Annotated in this window: 16 protein-coding genes; 8 read left to right on the forward strand and 8 right to left on the reverse strand. The window is 62.8% G+C overall.

All coding sequences use genetic code 11. From position 1 onward, the window contains the following. Nucleotides 1–109 precede the first annotated feature (109 nt). The 4 genes from AAIL67_RS19165 (at nt 110) to AAIL67_RS19180 (ending at nt 2,670) form a co-directional block, all read left to right on the forward strand. Nucleotides 110–1,108, forward strand: coding sequence for an ATP-binding cassette domain-containing protein (locus tag AAIL67_RS19165; protein WP_343484586.1), 999 nt, complete (start codon nt 110–112; stop codon nt 1,106–1,108). Nucleotides 1,109–1,177: 69 nt separating this feature from the next. After that, nucleotides 1,178–2,110 (forward strand): CysB family HTH-type transcriptional regulator, encoded by a 933-nt coding sequence (locus AAIL67_RS19170; RefSeq protein WP_063664192.1) that lies wholly within the window; start codon nt 1,178–1,180, stop codon nt 2,108–2,110. Nucleotides 2,111–2,150: 40 nt separating this feature from the next. After that, nucleotides 2,151–2,315 (forward strand): hypothetical protein, encoded by a 165-nt coding sequence (locus tag AAIL67_RS19175; RefSeq protein WP_343484587.1) that lies wholly within the window; start codon nt 2,151–2,153, stop codon nt 2,313–2,315. Nucleotides 2,316–2,454: 139 nt separating this feature from the next. Then, a complete protein-coding gene (locus tag AAIL67_RS19180) occupies nt 2,455–2,670 on the forward strand; it encodes a molybdopterin-binding protein (protein WP_003053517.1) in 216 nt (71 codons plus the stop codon). 299 nt (nt 2,671–2,969) lie between these two features. On the opposite strand, the gene putA is transcribed toward AAIL67_RS19180, so the two are convergent. Beyond that, entirely contained in the window at nt 2,970–6,812 is a 3,843-nt protein-coding gene (gene putA, locus AAIL67_RS19185; protein ID WP_343484588.1) for a trifunctional transcriptional regulator/proline dehydrogenase/L-glutamate gamma-semialdehyde dehydrogenase, read from the reverse strand. 115 nt (nt 6,813–6,927) lie between these two features. On the opposite strand from putA, the gene AAIL67_RS19190 reads away from it, so the two are divergent. Both AAIL67_RS19190 and AAIL67_RS19195 read left to right on the forward strand, forming a co-directional pair. Next, nucleotides 6,928–7,404, forward strand: a complete 477-nt coding sequence (locus tag AAIL67_RS19190) for an Lrp/AsnC ligand binding domain-containing protein (protein ID WP_343484589.1) — start codon at nt 6,928–6,930, stop codon at nt 7,402–7,404. Nucleotides 7,405–7,611: 207 nt separating this feature from the next. Then, nucleotides 7,612–9,156 (forward strand): methyl-accepting chemotaxis protein, encoded by a 1,545-nt coding sequence (locus tag AAIL67_RS19195; RefSeq protein ID WP_343484590.1) that lies wholly within the window; start codon nt 7,612–7,614, stop codon nt 9,154–9,156. Between the two features lie 108 nt (nt 9,157–9,264). Here the strand turns inward: AAIL67_RS19195 and AAIL67_RS19200 are convergent, their stop codons facing one another. Genes AAIL67_RS19200 through AAIL67_RS19215 form a run of 4 tightly spaced genes read right to left on the reverse strand, consistent with a single transcriptional unit; the run spans nt 9,265 to nt 11,651 of the window. Next, nucleotides 9,265–9,741, reverse strand: a complete 477-nt coding sequence (locus tag AAIL67_RS19200) for a DUF2269 domain-containing protein (RefSeq protein WP_034358941.1) — start codon at nt 9,739–9,741, stop codon at nt 9,265–9,267. Continuing rightward, the gene (locus tag AAIL67_RS19205) at nt 9,738–10,175 is read right to left on the reverse strand and encodes a DoxX-like family protein (RefSeq protein ID WP_034379827.1); all 438 of its coding nucleotides are present in this window, start codon (nt 10,173–10,175) and stop codon (nt 9,738–9,740) included. The genes AAIL67_RS19200 and AAIL67_RS19205 overlap by 4 nt, the downstream gene beginning before the upstream one ends. Then, nucleotides 10,168–11,052: an NAD-dependent epimerase/dehydratase family protein gene (locus tag AAIL67_RS19210; protein ID WP_343484591.1), complete on the reverse strand. Its 885-nt coding sequence runs from the start codon at nt 11,050–11,052 to the stop codon at nt 10,168–10,170. Before AAIL67_RS19210 ends, AAIL67_RS19205 begins: the two co-directional genes overlap by 8 nt. A 47-nt stretch (nt 11,053–11,099) precedes the next feature. Beyond that, nucleotides 11,100–11,651, reverse strand: a complete 552-nt coding sequence (locus AAIL67_RS19215; protein WP_003075187.1) for a MarR family transcriptional regulator — start codon at nt 11,649–11,651, stop codon at nt 11,100–11,102. A 230-nt stretch (nt 11,652–11,881) separates the two neighbouring features. Here AAIL67_RS19215 and AAIL67_RS19220 point away from each other — a divergent pair, with 230 nt between their 5' ends. Then, nucleotides 11,882–12,193, forward strand: a complete 312-nt coding sequence (locus AAIL67_RS19220) for a hypothetical protein (protein ID WP_343484592.1) — start codon at nt 11,882–11,884, stop codon at nt 12,191–12,193. A 152-nt stretch (nt 12,194–12,345) separates the two neighbouring features. Next, on the forward strand, nt 12,346–13,845 hold the full coding sequence (gene rlmD, locus AAIL67_RS19225) for a 23S rRNA (uracil(1939)-C(5))-methyltransferase RlmD (RefSeq protein ID WP_034358953.1): 1,500 nt from the start codon (nt 12,346–12,348) through the stop codon (nt 13,843–13,845). Between the two features lie 36 nt (nt 13,846–13,881). Here rlmD and AAIL67_RS19230 read toward each other — a convergent pair whose 3' ends face one another. From AAIL67_RS19230 to AAIL67_RS19240, 3 genes are read right to left on the reverse strand one after another with little or no spacing between them, the layout of a single operon-like run. Next, on the reverse strand, nt 13,882–14,799 hold the full coding sequence (locus AAIL67_RS19230; protein ID WP_034392947.1) for a ZIP family metal transporter: 918 nt from the start codon (nt 14,797–14,799) through the stop codon (nt 13,882–13,884). Between the two features lie 3 nt (nt 14,800–14,802). Continuing rightward, nucleotides 14,803–15,438 carry a superoxide dismutase gene (locus AAIL67_RS19235; RefSeq protein WP_343484593.1) on the reverse strand — a complete coding sequence of 212 codons (636 nt, stop codon included), beginning with the start codon at nt 15,436–15,438 and terminating at the stop codon, nt 14,803–14,805. Nucleotides 15,439–15,469: 31 nt separating this feature from the next. Beyond that, nucleotides 15,470–15,949, reverse strand: a complete 480-nt coding sequence (locus tag AAIL67_RS19240) for a hypothetical protein (protein WP_343484594.1) — start codon at nt 15,947–15,949, stop codon at nt 15,470–15,472. Nucleotides 15,950–15,963 lie beyond the last annotated feature (14 nt).

The raw sequence follows: 15,963 nt of genomic DNA on the forward strand, positions 1-15,963 counted from the left end.
GCATTGCGGCTTCCCCCAGGGGACGACAGCCTCGCTGCGCGGCGGCGCTTGCTCGCTGTCACGCGCATGTGCTGCGCCAGTTTTGAACAGACAAAGACGGGAGTTGGTGATGAGTAGTTTGTGGAGTCGTTTGACGCAGTCGCTGGTGGGTGCAGGTGCGCTGAATGCGCGTCAGCCGCTGGTGGCCTGGGAGGCTTCCTGGGACGAGGCCGAGGCCTTGCAGGCGAGTGGAAAGCTGTGGCAGCGGACCAAGGATGCAGAAGAAGAGCAGCAGGGCAGCAGCAAGCAGCCGGATGTGCAGCAGAAAGCGGCCCAGGGTGTGCATCTGCAGACGCTGCAGCTGACCAAGCGCTATGGCGAGCGGGAAGTGCTCAAACAGGTGCAGCTCGATGTCCAGCCCGGCGAGTTCATCGCCATCGTTGGGCGCAGCGGCTGCGGCAAGTCCACCTTGCTGCGCCTTGTGGCAGGGCTGGAAGAGGCCAGTGCCGGGCAGCTACTGATCGATGCTGGCGATGCGCGCGAGCAGCGCCGGCAGAACAGGGATACGCGCATCATGTTTCAGGACGCGCGTCTGCTGCCCTGGAAGCGGGTGCTGGACAACGTGATTCTGGGGTTGCCCGATTCGGCACGCGAGCGCGGCCGCAAGGTGCTGGCGCAGGTGGGGCTGGCTGACCGCGAAAACGAATGGCCGGCGCGGCTGTCTGGTGGCCAGCGCCAGCGCGTAGCCCTGGCCCGTGCCCTGGTTCATCAGCCGCGACTGCTGCTGCTCGATGAGCCGCTGGGTGCTCTCGATGCACTGACGCGCATCGAGATGCACCGCCTCATCGAAGGGTTGTGGCTCAGCCACGGCTTCACGGCCTTGCTGGTCACTCATGATGTGCAGGAAGCCGTGGCCCTGGCCGACCGCGTGGTGCTGATCGAGGATGGGCGCATTGCGCTCGACGAGCGCATCGATTTGCCGCGCCCGCGCGTGCATGGCGATGCCCGCTTTGCTGCGCTGGAGACGCGCATTCTGGATCGCGTGCTGCAAAAGCCCGAGTCAGAACAGGCCACCGGATTGTCGAGCTGGCCTGGCGTGCCGGCTACGGGTCTGCGCTGGGCGATTTGAGCATCCAACGAAAACAAAGAGAAACAGGCGGCTGGCGCAGCCACAAGCTGTGTCGCCTGCCATCAAGATATGAATTTTCAGCAACTGCGTTCGGTCCGGGAAACGGCAAGGCGTGGCTTCAATCTGACCGAAGTGGCGGCCATGCTTCACACCTCGCAGCCCGGCGTGAGCCGGCAGATTCGCGAGCTCGAGGAGGAGTTGGGCATCGATATCTTTGTGCGAGCAGGAAAGCGCCTGACGGGCTTGACGCCGCCTGGCACGGCCTTGCTGCCCATCGTCGAACGCATGCTGCTGGAAGCCGACAATCTGCGTCGCGCGGGCGAGGACTTCCACGCCAGCGAGCGCGGCGGCTTGTCGATTGCTGCCACGCATTCCCAGGCACGCTATGCCTTGCCCCAGGTGGTGCGTGATTTCCGCAGGCTCTACCCCCAGGTTTCGCTGCATCTGCATCAAGGCTCGCCACGCCAGGTGGCCGAGATGCTGCTCTCGGGTGAGGCCGATATCGGCGTGGCTACCGAGGCGCTGGGCAGTTATGAGAACCTGGTGACCCTGCCTTGCTACCGCTGGTCGCACAGCGTGGTCGTGCCGCCCGGCCATGAACTGCTCGATACAGACGGAGCACTGACGCTGCAAGCGCTGGCGCGCCACCCCATCATCACCTACGAGCAGGGCTACACCGGGCGTGCCCATATCGACAAGGCGTTTGCGGCGACCGGGCTGGTGCCCGATGTGGTGCTCACCGCCATGGATGCCGATGTGATCAAGACCTATGCGGAGCTGGGCATGGGCGTGGGCATCATTGCCTCCATCGCTTTCGATGCCGAGCGCGACCGCCATCTGCGCGCTATCGATGCCCGCCATCTATTCGAGGTCAATCTCACGCGCCTGGCTCTGCGCCGCGATGCCTGGCTGCGTGGCTATGCCTATGCCTTCATCGAGAGCTTTGTGCCTACGCTGACGCCCGAGGTGGTGCGCGCGGCACTGCAATCTGCCGAAGACTGAACTTCAACTCGAATCTCCCGAAAGAGCCTCAAGCCCCGGTATGGCACTGCATGGGGCGACCGTGCAGCAGGGGCTGGCACAGGTGGTGCTCAGCCTCGAGCTTTTTGCGCAGCCATATCGTGGTGTTGCCATCTTCGCCATCTTCGCGATCGGGCTGCTGCTCAATGTCCGGCCGTGCAGGCTTGTGCCGCGCGATGGTCACTGATTTTTATAAGATGTTTTTGATATAAAAATTTTTGTTTTTATTCTTTTGAGTTTTTTGGAGAAGGTTTCAGAATCGTTTTCATGCAGTGCAGCAAACACTGTTTTTCAGAACCCTTCACGACTTCTCAGGAGAATTTTGTATGTCCATTCAAGCCATCAACGTACGCAATCAGTTCAAGGGCAAGGTCAAGGAAATCATCCGCGGTGACGTGGTCTCGGAAGTGGATGTGGAAACGCCCTGGGGCATCGTCACTTCGGTGATCACCACGCGCTCGGTCAATGATCTGGGTTTGGCGGTGGGCTCGGAGGTTGTCGCTCTGGTCAAGTCCACAGAGGTGTCCATCGCCAAACTGTAAATCTCATTTGCTCTCAAAAGAGCACCCAGCGCAGGTACTGCTTGCGCTGGGTGTTTTCTTTCTTGGACCCGCTAATACCGCCCTTGATATGTCGTTGCTTCGCCTTGCGGCTTCGCGCCTGGTCTCAATGGCAAGCCTGCGGTTTGCTGGGTAGTGTTAGCGGTTCTGAGGGACATGGTGAGCATCGGGCGCACAGTGCCAAACAGGCATGGCCTAAGCAGTGGACAGCAAGCAAGGGCCTCGGCGGCCCCGCCGCGAAGCAGAGAGGGGGAAGGCGCAAAGCGCCTCAGGGGGCTTGCCTATTCCAGCGTCATCAATGCCGCATTGCCGCCCGCTGCCGCCGTGTTGTGCGATAGAGCGCGTTCATGCCAGAGCCGCTCCAGCCGGACGGGTTGGCCTGTCACACAGCGTGTGGGCAGTACCAACGGGCCTGGACGTCTTGCCAATGCCTGCGCCCAGCGCAGAAATTGGGGGGTGTCGCATTCCAGCAGTGCTGCATCCATGGCCTCGGTCTCCGCAATTTCCTCGACGCTCAGCTCGGCAGGCAACAGCAGCACATGGCGGCGCAGTGCCTCTGGTAGCTTGCCGTGAACTGCGGTGCCTAGCGGGCCGGGCGCCCACAGTGCTTGCGAGCCACAGGCCAGTGCGGCAGCCAGTTGCTGCAGCAGCATGGTTCTTTCCTGTGCCAAGCACAGTGTGCGCGGCTTGCCAAGCAACTGGTAGAGATTGCGTTCGCCTGTGGGGCCGGGCAGCAGGCGCGCGGCATGCAGATCGGGCAGGGCCGATTGCAGGCGCTCGCAATCGTGGCTGACGATGGCCTCACCATGCTGCCTGGCCCAGTGGCCCAACTGCTGCAAGGCGGTCGCCGCTGCTGCCGTGACGGGCGTGGCACTGGCCTGTGCCTCTCCGGATTGATGCAGCAGCAGACTGAGCAAACGCAGGGGCGAGCCGGGTGTTTGCTGCAGACGCGGCAGATACAGGGGCCCGCCGGCCTTGGGACCGGTACCCGACAGCCCCTCGCCGCCAAAGGGCTGAACACCGACCACGGCCCCCACCATATTGCGATTCACATACAGATTGCCCACATGTGCCGCCTGGGCGACTAGCTGCACGGTTTCGTCGATGCGCGTGTGCAATCCCATGGTCAGGCCGTAGCCCAGGGCGTTGATGCGCTCCAGCAACTGCGGCAGCTCGCGCCTTTGATAGCGCAGTACATGGAGCACGGGGCCGAAGACTTCGCGCTTGAGCTGATGCAGATCGGGCAGCTCGATCAGCGTGGGCGCCACAAAATGCCCTTGTGCGGCAGTTTCCGGGCTCAGCGGCGATTGATGGATGCGCAGACCCAGAGCCCTGAGCTTGCCGATATGCCGCTCGATACCCGCCTTGGCATCGGCATCGATCACGGGCCCCACATCGGTGGCCAGTTCGGCCGGGTTGCCGCAATGCAGCTCTTGCATGGCACCGCGCAGCATGGCCAGCAGTCGGTCGGCGCAGTCGCTTTGTACGCACAGCAGGCGCAGAGCCGAGCAGCGCTGGCCCGCGCTGTCAAAGGCGGATGCAGCAATGTCCTGCACGGCTTGCTCGACCAGGGCGGACGAGTCCACCAGCATGGCGTTCTGGCCGCCGGTCTCGGCCACCAGCACCACGGGCTGGCCGTCGGGGCGCAGCCTGGCGGCGGTCTGCAGAGCCAGCAGTCGCGCTACCTCGGTGGAGCCGGTGAACAGCACACCTGCCACGCGCGCATCGGCCACCAGCGCGGCGCCCACGGTCTCGCCCCGGCCGGGCAGCAACTGCAGAACGTCTGGCGCGATGCCGGCCTGATGCAGCAGGCGCACGGCTTCAAGGGCGATCAGCGGGGTCTGCTCGGCGGGCTTGGCCAGCACCACATTGCCGGCGCCCAAGGCTGCTGCGACCTGGCCGGTGAAAATGGCCAGTGGAAAATTCCAGGGGCTGATGCAGACCACAGGGCCTATGCCGGGGGCGAGCAGATCCGCATCGGCCTGCCGCCGAATCTGAGCCGCGTAGTAGTGCAGAAAGTCCACGGCCTCGCGCACCTCGGACACGGCATTGGCCGCAGTCTTGCCGGCTTCGCGCATCAACAGGGCCATCAGTGGCTGCATCTGCGCTTCAAAGCGTTCTGCTGCGGTCTCCAGCAGGCTGGCGCGCAGCTCGGCCGGGCTGCGGTTCCAGCTTGGCTGGGCCTGTGCCGCCGCTTGCAGGGCCTGCTGGATCTGCTCGGGCCTGGCATCGCTGACATGGCCCAGCAGCTGCTGATGATTGGCCGGGTTGGTGATGGCCGTGCCGATGGTGTCGCCGGCATGCACGGCATGGACACCCTGGCGAAGTTGTGCGGGCCGGCTTTGCGCAAGCGCTTGAGACAGTGCGCTCAGCACGCCGTCGTCGCTCAGATCCAGCCCTGCGGAATTGGCGCGCTGCGCGCCCAGCAGCGCGCGCGGCAGCGCAATGCGCGGGTGGGGCAGGCCTATGTCTTCTGCGACATGGATGCTGGTGGGGCTGGAGTTTGAGTCTTTTTGGCCTTCAGCCCAGGTCTGGTCTGCAGGGGCAGCTATCAAATCAGAGATCGGCCAGTCGGGGTTGGCAATGCGGTGCACGAAGGAGCTGTTGGCGCCGTTTTCCAGCAGGCGGCGAACCAGATAGGCCAGCAGTGTCTCGTGCGTACCCACCGGAGCATAGATGCGGCAGGGGCGGCGTGCGGCCTTGTCCTCGGCCTCGACCACATGCAGGTAGAGCTGCTCGCCCATGCCGTGCAGGCATTGAAACTCGTAACGTCCGGCGCTGTAGGGCTGGGCACCGGCCAAGGATTCGATGCTGGCCACGGTCTGGGCGTTATGGGTGGCGAATTGCGGGTAGATGGCGCTGGGTGCTGCCAGCAGCTTGCGAGCGCAGGCAATATAGGCCACATCGGTGTGGTGCTTGCGGGTGTAGACCGGGTAGTCGCTCAGACCGTCGACCTGGGCGCGCTTGATTTCGCTGTCCCAGTACGCGCCCTTGACCAGGCGCACCATCAGACGGCGCTTGCTGCGACGGGCCAGGTCGATCAGATAGTCGATCACATAGGGGCAGCGTTTTTGGTAGGCCTGAATCACAAAGCCTAGGCCGCTCCAGCCTGCCAGGCCGGGGGCGTGGGCCAATTGTTCGAGCAGGTCCAGCGACAGCTCCAGGCGGTCGGCTTCTTCGGCGTCGATATTGAGCCCTATGTCATAGCTGCGTGCCAGCTCGCACAGTTGCAGCACGCGCGGCAGCAGCTCGTTCATCACGCGCTGCCATTGCGCGCGGCTGTAGCGCGGGTGCAGGGCGCTGAGCTTGATGGAAATGCCCGGCCGTTCATAGACGCCCTCGCCGCCAGCGGCCTTGCCGATCGCATGAATCGCATTCACATAGGACTGCATGTAGCGCTGCGCATCCTCTGCGGTGAGTGCGGCCTCGCCGAGCATGTCGTAGGAATAGCGAAAGCCTCTGGCCTGCAGTTCGCGAGCGCGCTCCAGAGCCTGGGAAATGGTCTCGCCCATCACAAACTGCTCGCCCATCAGGCGCATGGCCATGTCCACGCCCTTGCGCACCAGCGGCTCGCCGCCCCTGGCTGTGATGCGTTTGAGCGCCGCGAGCAGGCCTGACTCGCTATGCGTATCGACCAGCTTTCCGGTGACCACCAGTCCCCAGGCGGCAGCATTGACAAAGAGCGAGGGGCTCTTGCCCAGATGAGCCTGCCAGTCGCCGCCGCGCAGCTTGTCGCGAATCAGTGCGTCGCGCGTGGCCGCATCGGGGATGCGCAGCAAGGCTTCGGCCAGACACATCAGCGCCACGCCTTCCTGCGAGGACAGCGAAAACTCCTGCAGCAGACCTTGCACCAGTCCCTGGCGCCCGGCGCTGGCGGGTTGGGCGCGCAGCTGCTCGACCAACTTTTGCGCATGGGCAGCGACCTGGGCAGCCTCGGCGGGCGGCAGCGTGGCTGCAGGCAGCAGCCGGGCCACGGCATCGGACTCGGCCATGCGGGTGGCGCAACTGATGGCTTGACGCAGTTCATCGGCAGGACGGCTGGAATCTGGCAGCGCAGTGAAAGTCGGCATGTCTGTGCAGGTGTCGTAGAGCCTGGACGCGAGCGGGTGCGCGGCCTTCACCATGTTCACAGCTGCATTGCATGCGGCCCGGGCGCAGCTGTCTACATAGGGAAAATCATTGCTGGTTTGTCGAAAAATGAATCACTATATTGAGTGAGTTAAAAAGAGGAATTCACCAATGATCGATGCTTCAGAAGTGGATATCGACAGGATTGATCGAAAAATACTGGCAATTCTGCAAACTGATGGGCGCATCTCCAATCTGCGTCTGGCAGAGCAGGTGGCGCTGTCGCCCACAGCCGCACAGGCCCGTGTGGCCCGGCTTACGCGCGATGGTTACATCCTGGGCTACGAAGCGCGGCTGAATCCGCAGAAGCTGGGCGTGGGCATGACGGTGTTTGTCGAGGTGCTGCTGGACCGCACGACGCCCCATGTGTTTGACGAGTTCAAGGCCGCCGTGCTGGCTTACCCGGCCATCATGGAGTGCCATATGGTGGCAGGGGGATTTGACTATCTGCTCAAGACCCGTATGGCCGATATGGCGGCTTACCGTGACTTCGCGGGCCGGGTGCTGTGGCAGCTTCCGGGCGTGCGCGAGACCAGAACCTATGCGGTGATGGAGGAGATCAAGGATGATGCACGGCTGCCTTTGTAGGAGAGAAGCGGGTTTGAATGAAGGGTTCAGGACTCTGTATCTGCGTTGACGCAGGCTAGCAACAACTGCTTTTTCAGGAATAGATGGGTCGCAAAAAACATGTAAATAATTGATACACACAGAGGTGGTTGCCGCAGCGCAAGCGCGACGCAGGCTGCGGCACAAGCTGTGCAGTTTTTCTCGATTAATGACCAAAAAGCGGCATCTATGAGAGTCAATGCACCAGTGACACAGCGGGAGTACAGCTTTGATGAGCACGCGACTCTGATGTCCACCACGGACACGGAGAGCTACATCAAATATGCCAATCAGGCGTTCATGGAGGTCAGCGGCTTCGAGCCGCAAGAGATCCTCGGCCAGACGCACAATCTGGTGCGCCACCCGGACATGCCACCGGCCGCTTTTGCCGACATGTGGGCCACCCTCAAAAGCGGCGAGCCCTGGAGCGCACTGGTCAAGAACCGGCGCAAGAACGGGGACCACTACTGGGTTCGGGCCAATGCCATTCCCATCATCCGCAATGACAAGGCCAAGGGCTATATGTCGGTGCGCACCCAGCCCGAGCGCAAGGAGGTCGAAGCGGCGCAAAAGCTGTATGAGTCCATGCACGACAAGGGCGGTTCCGCCCCCGAGCTGCACAAAGGCATAGTCTCCAAGAAAGGGCTGGGGAAGCTGCTGTCGATCTGGCGGCACATGGGGGTGCGCCGGCGCATTCGCCTGAACTCGCTGGCCTTGTGGGCCGTCCTGGTGCTTGGGGCCTGGCTGCTGGGCCAAAGCCAGATGCAGTTTTTGTCGATGGCGGCCTTCATGACGGTGGCCCTGATGGTGATGACGCTGTTGCTCGAGAGCCAGTTCGCCACGCCGCTGGAGCTGCTCAAGCGTCAGTCGCTGAATGTGGCAACCGGCAACAACCGGCAGACGGAATATCTGCAGCGCACGGATGAAATCGGCACCACGCTGCGCACGGTCAACCAGATCGGTCTCATGTTCCGCTGGCTGGTGGACGATGTGAACCAGCAGGCGCTCAATGTTCAGCAGGCCTGTAACGAGATCGAGCAGGGCAACAGCTATCTGCACGGGCAGACGGAGCAGCTGGCGGTGAATGTGGCCCAGACCTCGGCCTCCATGGAGCAGATCACGGCCCGGGTTCAATCCAGCGCCGATACGGCCCAAAAAGCCGGTGTGCTGGCCAGCGAAGCCAGCGCGGCGGCCTTGCGCGGGGGCCAGTCCATGGATCAGATCGTCTCCACCATGGAGTCGATCACGGCCAACTCCCGCCGCATTGCCGACATCGTCGGAGTGATTGACAGCATAGCCTTTCAGACCAATTTGCTGGCGCTGAATGCGGCCGTGGAGGCTGCCCGCGCGGGCGAGCATGGTAGGGGGTTTGCCGTCGTTGCCGGTGAGGTGCGAGCCCTGGCGCAGCGCAGCGCCGATGCGGCCAAGGAGATCAAGGCGCTAATTCAGGCCAGCACGGCCACCATCGAGGCCGGCTCTCTGGTGGTCAGCGATGCGGGGAGCAATATCGGCGACATCGTCTCCCAGGCGCGCAGCGTGGCGGACTTCATTGCCGAGATCAGCAAGGCCACGCGCGAACAAAGCGAGGAGATCAGCCAGGTAGGGAAGTCGGTGGCGGACATGGACTATCTGACGCAGCAGAACGCGCAGCTGGTGACCCAGGGGGCGCAGGCGTCCAGCAGCATGCAATGGCAGGTGAAGAATCTTGTCGAAGCGATTGGTGTGTTTCGATAGCTGACGAGTCGCAAAAGGTTGAGACGGCATGGCCGCTATCGCTGCAATGAGCGGGCTGCCGTCCTTCCTGATGAGCGAGGTGTGGACGAGCCGATCATGGCAGGCGCCTCAGCCCCAGAGCTGTGGCTTGTTCACCATCAAATAATAGGTGCCGGCCATGGCCACAAAGGCTGGGTAGCCCAGGGCCTCCCAGCGCAACTGATACTGCCGGAAAAGCGGCGGCAGGGCCTGACTCTGGCTATGCGCCTGGGTCGCCATCGCCGCCATGCGGATCTGCAGCCAGACCACAGGCAGCCAGCAGATGCCGGCCAGCGCATACAGGCCGAGCGAAAGCGCGAGCCAGGGAGTGGTGAGCGGCCAGCCTGCGAGATAGGCCATGGCAATGCCCGTGACCGGCTGAATGAAGACGCAGGGAGTAGTGAACCACCAGTCGGCCCGTACCACCAGGCGGCTGACCACTGCCTGGGCGGCGACCGAGCCGCTGCGGTTGGCAAAGAACATGTAGAAGGCCGAGCCGAGGCCGGTGCCGACCAGCAGCACGCTGGAGAGGATGTGCAGTGTCTTGAGCAACAGATAGGTATTCATGATTCAAGCCTGTTGTACGAGTTGTCTGTTTGCAGCAAGAACCACAGCATGGCGGCGATGGGCAGGTTCTTGAGCAGCGGCCCCAGAGGGTGCAGCCACAGCGTGGGTTGAAGAGCCGTGCCGATCACGGTCATGGCCGTCATCAGCAGCAGGGCGCTCAGGTAGATGGCGCGGCCGGGGCGCAGCAGCAAGGCCAGACCCAGAGCCAAATCGGCCAGCAAGCCGGACCAGATGAGCAGTGCCTGCCAGCGTGCATCGCCAATGCCGCCCTGGTCCAGCAAGCGGGCACCTTCGTGGTTGAGCCCCGATAGTCCGAAATAGTCCAGTGCGCTGACCAAAGCCGTGCCCAGCCAGACGACGACCAGACTGGCGTGCATGAGTCTGGCAGCTTGCTTCTGCGGGTTGGGTCTGCTGCCGTTTTGCAACTCAGGCATGGCGGCGGCCTTCCTTGGGCAAGGTGGCCAGCATGGCATCCGGAGCCACGGGGGGGCGCCCCAGCAGCGAGGCCAGGGTCTGAGGATCGGTGACGTTGTCGTTTTCCAGCAAGGCCATGGTTTCGCTGCACCAGGGCAGGGCTGGTATCTGGTCGCCGACTCTGGCACTGCCCTTGCTCATCCAGTCGGGCAGGGCATGCACCGAAGCCGGGCCGTAACCCATCTGGGCGCGCAGGCTGGCGATAAAGGCCTCTGTCGAAAGTGGCAGGGGGCCGCCGATTTCGACGATACCTTCGCCGGTGTCCGATGTCGCCATATGCGCGAGCACTTCGGCAAGATCGCGCACGGCCACGGGCTGAATCTGGCTGCTGCGCATGAGTTCGGGCAGCAGCAGAACGGGCAGTCTGGCCAGGTTCAGGAACAACTGGCTGCTGGCACCGCCCGCGCCAAAGATGATGCTGGGGCGCACGACAACGGGCTTGAGCAGGCCCTGCCTGCCCAGTGCCAGCAGATGTTCGTCGGCCGCGCGCTTGGTAGTTGCGTACTGGGTGCCGCTCTGGCCCGCGCCCAGAGCCGAGACCTGAACCACGCGGCGCACACCGGCCTGGGCGCAGGCATCAAACAGCGCAATGGGAGCCAGAGAGTGCAGGGTCTGCAGATCCTGACCGGGCTTGTCGCGCAGAGCGCCGACGGCATTGATGACGGCATCGATGCCCTGCAGATGCTCAAGCCATGCCTCGGCCGTGGTGCAGGCGCCAAAGTCCACAGGCGGCTGGCTGTGGCGGCTGCGCACCACGGGGTCGTGCTCCAGCAGGGCCAGCGCATTCACGATATGTCGGCCCAGAAAGCCTGTGCCGCCGCAGATCAGAACTCGCATACGCTACTCCTTTGCAATTTTCTGCCTTGACAGAATTCAGTTCGGCTTCAATCGTTGCCGCTCTCTCGGCCGCCATCCTTGCCTCGGACAAAGCGCTGGACGCTGGCGCCAAGGCGCAGGATCTTGTCCAGCGTGGCTGGAGACAGGCGCAGCATTTCGTCGGTCCAGATACCCAGCGAATCCATGAGGCGCAGCGTCTCGTGCACGCGGTCCTGGGCATCGGGCGTTTCCTGCTCGAATTCGGGCTGGGCGATCAATTCGCGCAGCAGTGCGCTGGTGGGGTCGAACTCGCGCTGCTTGCGCTCTCGCACAATGGTGCGCAGCAGCTCCCAGACATCGGCCGAGGTCTCGAAATACTCGCGCCGGTCACCGCTCTTGCGGCTGCTGCGAATCAGGTTCCAGTTCAGCAGCTCCTTGAGGCTGTTGCTGACGTTGGAGCGTGCCGCGCCCAGGGTTTCGCAGATTTCGTCGGCATTGAGGGGACGGCCATGAAAGAACAGCAGTGCATGAATTTGTGCCACCGTGCGGTTCACGCCCCAGGCGTTGCCCATATCTCCCCAGTGGTGCACAAAGCGTTCAGCGATAGGACTCAGTTGCATGAGATGAAGTGTGGTCTTGCTTGAAATTTCTGTCAATGCAGAAATTTATATTCGAGCGAATGCCCGAGAGGAATCCGCAAGGTGTTTGTGCAGGCTTTGCGCATGGGAGCCGGAGCGGGAAGCAATTTTCTTGAAATGAAGAAATTTCGCATCGACCCGGTCGCTGCGTCGCTACTCGTAAAATAGCCGCATTACAGGGGCATGGAGCCCCGTCAGGGAAGGGAGAGTTCATGACCGCTGCATCCGTCCTGCGTGCCGCCTTGGTTCTGTCGGCCTGTGCTTGGGCCCAGGTCGCATCGGCTGCCTGCTATTTTGTCTATGCACCCAATAACGAGCTGATCTATCGCTCCAATGTGGCGCCGGTCGACCTGTCTCTGCCCCTGCATCAGACGGTGTCGCAGCTCTCCCCCGGAGCCCGCATGTTTTTCTCGCTCGACGAGTACAACTGTGCCACCGAGGTCAACCTGATCGCCGAGCGCGCCCAGATTGCTGCGGCGCGCAATAGCGGCGAGCGCAGGCTGCGTGAAGAGCAACGTTTCTGATTGCATAGCTGCCAGACAAGCTTCGGCGGCACATTGAGGCTTGATTTTGTCTTGCAGAGGGCCGATCGGCTGGGCGCGTGAGATGGGCGCCCATGCAGTTTTTTGCCGTGGTCGGCTCTCGGGTATGGGGCGGCCTGAGACAATCGGGCACCATGAGTGAATCCCGCGACAACAAAATTCCCGAAAACCTGCCCGAAGTCCCGTCTGATGCCCCGGCGCTGCCCGAGGGCTGGCTGGAAGTGCTGTCCATGGACATGGATGCCCAGGGCGTAGCCCGCAAGCCCGATGGCAAGGTGGTCTTCATCGACGGCGCCCTGACCGGTGAAATCGTCAGCGCCAACACCCATCGCAAGAAGAACAACTGGGAAGCGGCCACGCTGACTGAAATCCACCGCGAATCCTCGCAGCGCGTGACGCCCGGCTGCCCTAATTTCGGGCTGCACGCCGGCGCCTGTGGTGGCTGCAAGATGCAGCATCTGCATGTGGCGGCCCAGGTCGCCATCAAGCAGCGTGTACTGGAGGACAACCTCTGGCATCTGGCCAAGGTCAAGCCTGAGACGCTGCTGCGCCCCATCGAAGGCCCGGCCTGGGGCTATCGCTTCCGTTCGCGCCTGTCGGTGCGCTATGTGGCCAAGAAGGGCAAGGTGCTGGTGGGCTTCCACGAGCGCAAGAGCCGCTACATCGCCGACATGGAGGTCTGCAAGATTTTGCCGCCCCATGTGGACGCCATGCTCATGCCCATGCGCGCACTGATCGCCAGCATGGATGCGCGCGAAACCTGTCCTCAGATCGAAGTGGCTTGCGGCGACCATGTCACTGCCCTGGTGCTGCGCCATCTGGAGCCTCTGTCGGATGCCGACAAGCAGCGCCTGCGCGACTTTGCTGCCGAGCAGAACGTCCAGTGGTGGCTGCAGCCCAAGGGTCCGGATACCGTGCACCTGATGGAAGAAGGCGGCACACAGCTGTCCTATGGTCTGCCGGACTTCGGCATCACCATGCCGTTCAAACCCACCGACTTCACCCAGGTCAATCCGCATATCAACCGTGTGCTGGTCACGCGCTCGCTGCGTCTGCTGGATGCGAAAAAGGACGAACGCGTCATCGACTGGTTCTGCGGTCTTGGCAACTTTACGCTGCCCATTGCCACCATGGCGCGCGAGGTGCTGGGCATCGAAGGCTCGGAAACCCTGGTCAAGCGCTCGCACGAGAACTACGCGGGCAACAATGCCACTCGCAGCGAAGACGACAAGCTGGCTCCCACCAGCTTCGTGGCGCGCAATCTGTTCGAGATGACGCCTGCCATGCTGATTGCCGACGGCAACTCCGACAAGTGGCTGGTCGACCCCCCGCGTGAAGGGGCGTTTGCCCTGTCCAAGGCACTGGCCGATATTCACCAGATCCGCATCGGTGCCAAGCAGACCGGTGTGGCCAGCGAAGAGCAGCCCGATTTGCTGCCTCCGCTGCCCGAGGGGCAGGAAAGCTGGCAGTTCCCCAAGCGCATTGTCTATGTGAGCTGCAACCCGGCCACGCTGGCGCGTGATGCAGGCTTGCTGGTGCACCAGGCCGGCTATCGCTGCGTGGCAGCAGGTGTGGTGAACATGTTCCCGCATACGGCGCATGTGGAATCCATGGCCGTTTTCGAGCGCGCATAAGCGAGCATGACCTGAACTGCGCCTGCGCGGCGCAGTTCAGCCGCCAAGGGACGTATCCAGAATCATCATCAACACAAAGCCCAGCATGAGTCCCGTGGTGGCCCAGGCTTCATGGCCCTTGCGGTGGGATTCCGGAATGATCTCGTGGCTGATGACAAACAGCATCGCCCCGGCTGCAAAGCCCAGGCCCCAGGGCAGCAGCATGGTGGAGCTGCTGACCACGATGGCGCCGATCACGGCTCCCAGAGGCTCGATCAACCCTGTCAGTGCGCCCAGCACTACCGCAAAGCCTCGGGTGTAGCCGGCAGCCAGCAAAGAGGCTGCGACGACAAAACCCTCGGGCACGTCCTGTATGGCAATGCCCAGCGTCAGCGAGCTGGCGCGCAGCCCCTCGTTGGCGGCATAGCCCACGCCGATGGCCAGACCTTCGGGCAGGTTGTGAAGGGTGATGGCAATCACAAACAGCCAGGTGCGTCGCAACTGGCGGGCATGGTTGCCTTCGCGGCCTTTGATGAAGTGCTCGTGCGGAAGCAGACGGTCCATGGCCAGCAGAGCGGCACCGCCGAGCAAAATGGCGATGCCGATCATGGCGCCGCCCAGCCATTCGCTGCTCCCGCTCGGGGTGGCCGCCCTGGCGGCTTCCAGTCCGGGCAGAATCAATGAAAAGGCGCAGGCAGCCAGCATGACGCCTGCGCCAAAGCCGAATAGAGTGTCCTGCGTGCGCTCCGATGGATGTTGGGTCAGCAGCACAGGCAAAGCGCCCAGCGCCGTTGCCAGCGCCGCCACGCTGCCGCCCAGCAGTGCATTCAGTGCTGCGGGATTGCTCTGCAGCTGCTTCCAGACCATGGATGCAAGCACCAGAGCCCCAGCTGCGGAGATCAGCAGCCCGAGCCGGGTTCTGAGCGGCAGGGGCGATTGGCTTGAAGATGCGCTCTGCAGTCCGTCCGGGCCCATGGTTCAGCTCCTGACAGCCTGGGTGGCGGCAGCGAAGCGGCGCGCCACTTCGTCCCAGTCCACCACGTTGTAGAAAGCGGCGATGTATTCGGGACGGCGGTTCTGGTATTTCAGGTAATAGGCGTGTTCCCAGACATCCAGGGTCAGGATTGGTGTGTTGCCGCTGCCAATGCCAGGCATCAGAGGGCTGTCCTGATTGGCGCTGCTCTCCACATGCAGCTTGCCGCTGTAGTCCACGCTGAGCCAGGCCCAGCCGCTGCCGAAGCGACTGATGGCGGCCTTGGTGAACTCGGTCTTGAAGTTCTCGAAGCCGCCCAGGTCCCTGTCAATGGCTGTCGCAAGAGCGCCCTGCGGCAGGCCGCCCCCTTTGGGAGACATGACTTGCCAGAACAAGCTGTGATTGGCATGGCCGCCGCCATTGTTGCGCACGGCCTGGCGAAGCGGCTGAGGCAGCGATTCGATCTTGACGAGCAGATCGTCCAGCGGCCATTGCGCGTATTCGCTGCCTTCGAGCGCCGTGTTGAGGTTGTTGACATAGGTCTGGTGATGCCTGGAGTAGTGAATCTCCATGGTTTGCGCATCGATATGCGGCTCCAGCGCCGCGTAGTCGTAGGCCAGTGGGGGCAGGGTGTAGCTCATGAGTAAAAGCCTTGGCAGTGAGAGAAGGGAGTCAGTGCAGTGATGCATGCACGAACTCGAAGCTGGCAAGGCGAGAGTGCCTGTTGCTGGCGGGGTGAACGACAAGATGGGCGGGTGCTGGGGTGCCGGCACCGGAGGAGGTATGGGGCCGTGCTGCCGCGTGCTCAGCCTGCGCGGCCAGGAGCTGCGGTAAATGACGGTATATCGCTAGACTCAGGGACCGGCTGGTGGAGTCCTGCTGCAGAAATGGCATCAGGGCTTGCTGTGCCTCATGCAGGCATTCAAATGCAGCTCCTGCCCGGTCCGCTTCGAAGAGAGCATCTGCCAGATTCAGGTGAGCAACGACATAAGCGGCGATACGGTCATCGTCGGCAATATCGCCGGACTCCGCGACCAGCAACTGCAAGCCAAGCTGTTGTGCATGTCGGTAGTGTCCAAGTGCTGAGAGATGGCGATGCTCCAGCGTTGCGGCCAGCGCCGTGCGGGTGTGCTGCTTCCAGGCAGACAGCAAATCTGCAGCCCAGG

The organism is Comamonas sp. A7-5 (assembly GCF_039581385.1).
Classification (GTDB): domain Bacteria; phylum Pseudomonadota; class Gammaproteobacteria; order Burkholderiales; family Burkholderiaceae_C; genus Comamonas; species Comamonas thiooxydans.

Coding starts and splice junctions, on each gene's coding strand:
- AAIL67_RS19165 (WP_343484586.1), top strand. CDS start 110: ATGAGTAGTTTGTGGAGTCGTTTGACGCAGTCGCTGGTGGGTGCAGGT.
- AAIL67_RS19170 (WP_063664192.1), top strand. CDS start 1,178: ATGAATTTTCAGCAACTGCGTTCGGTCCGGGAAACGGCAAGGCGTGGC.
- AAIL67_RS19175 (WP_343484587.1), top strand. CDS start 2,151: ATGGCACTGCATGGGGCGACCGTGCAGCAGGGGCTGGCACAGGTGGTG.
- AAIL67_RS19180 (WP_003053517.1), top strand. CDS start 2,455: ATGTCCATTCAAGCCATCAACGTACGCAATCAGTTCAAGGGCAAGGTC.
- putA (WP_343484588.1), bottom strand. CDS start 6,812: ATGGTGAAGGCCGCGCACCCGCTCGCGTCCAGGCTCTACGACACCTGC.
- AAIL67_RS19190 (WP_343484589.1), top strand. CDS start 6,928: ATGATCGATGCTTCAGAAGTGGATATCGACAGGATTGATCGAAAAATA.
- AAIL67_RS19195 (WP_343484590.1), top strand. CDS start 7,612: ATGAGAGTCAATGCACCAGTGACACAGCGGGAGTACAGCTTTGATGAG.
- AAIL67_RS19200 (WP_034358941.1), bottom strand. CDS start 9,741: ATGAATACCTATCTGTTGCTCAAGACACTGCACATCCTCTCCAGCGTG.
- AAIL67_RS19205 (WP_034379827.1), bottom strand. CDS start 10,175: ATGCCTGAGTTGCAAAACGGCAGCAGACCCAACCCGCAGAAGCAAGCT.
- AAIL67_RS19210 (WP_343484591.1), bottom strand. CDS start 11,052: ATGCGAGTTCTGATCTGCGGCGGCACAGGCTTTCTGGGCCGACATATC.
- AAIL67_RS19215 (WP_003075187.1), bottom strand. CDS start 11,651: ATGCAACTGAGTCCTATCGCTGAACGCTTTGTGCACCACTGGGGAGAT.
- AAIL67_RS19220 (WP_343484592.1), top strand. CDS start 11,882: ATGACCGCTGCATCCGTCCTGCGTGCCGCCTTGGTTCTGTCGGCCTGT.
- rlmD (WP_034358953.1), top strand. CDS start 12,346: ATGAGTGAATCCCGCGACAACAAAATTCCCGAAAACCTGCCCGAAGTC.
- AAIL67_RS19230 (WP_034392947.1), bottom strand. CDS start 14,799: ATGGGCCCGGACGGACTGCAGAGCGCATCTTCAAGCCAATCGCCCCTG.
- AAIL67_RS19235 (WP_343484593.1), bottom strand. CDS start 15,438: ATGAGCTACACCCTGCCCCCACTGGCCTACGACTACGCGGCGCTGGAG.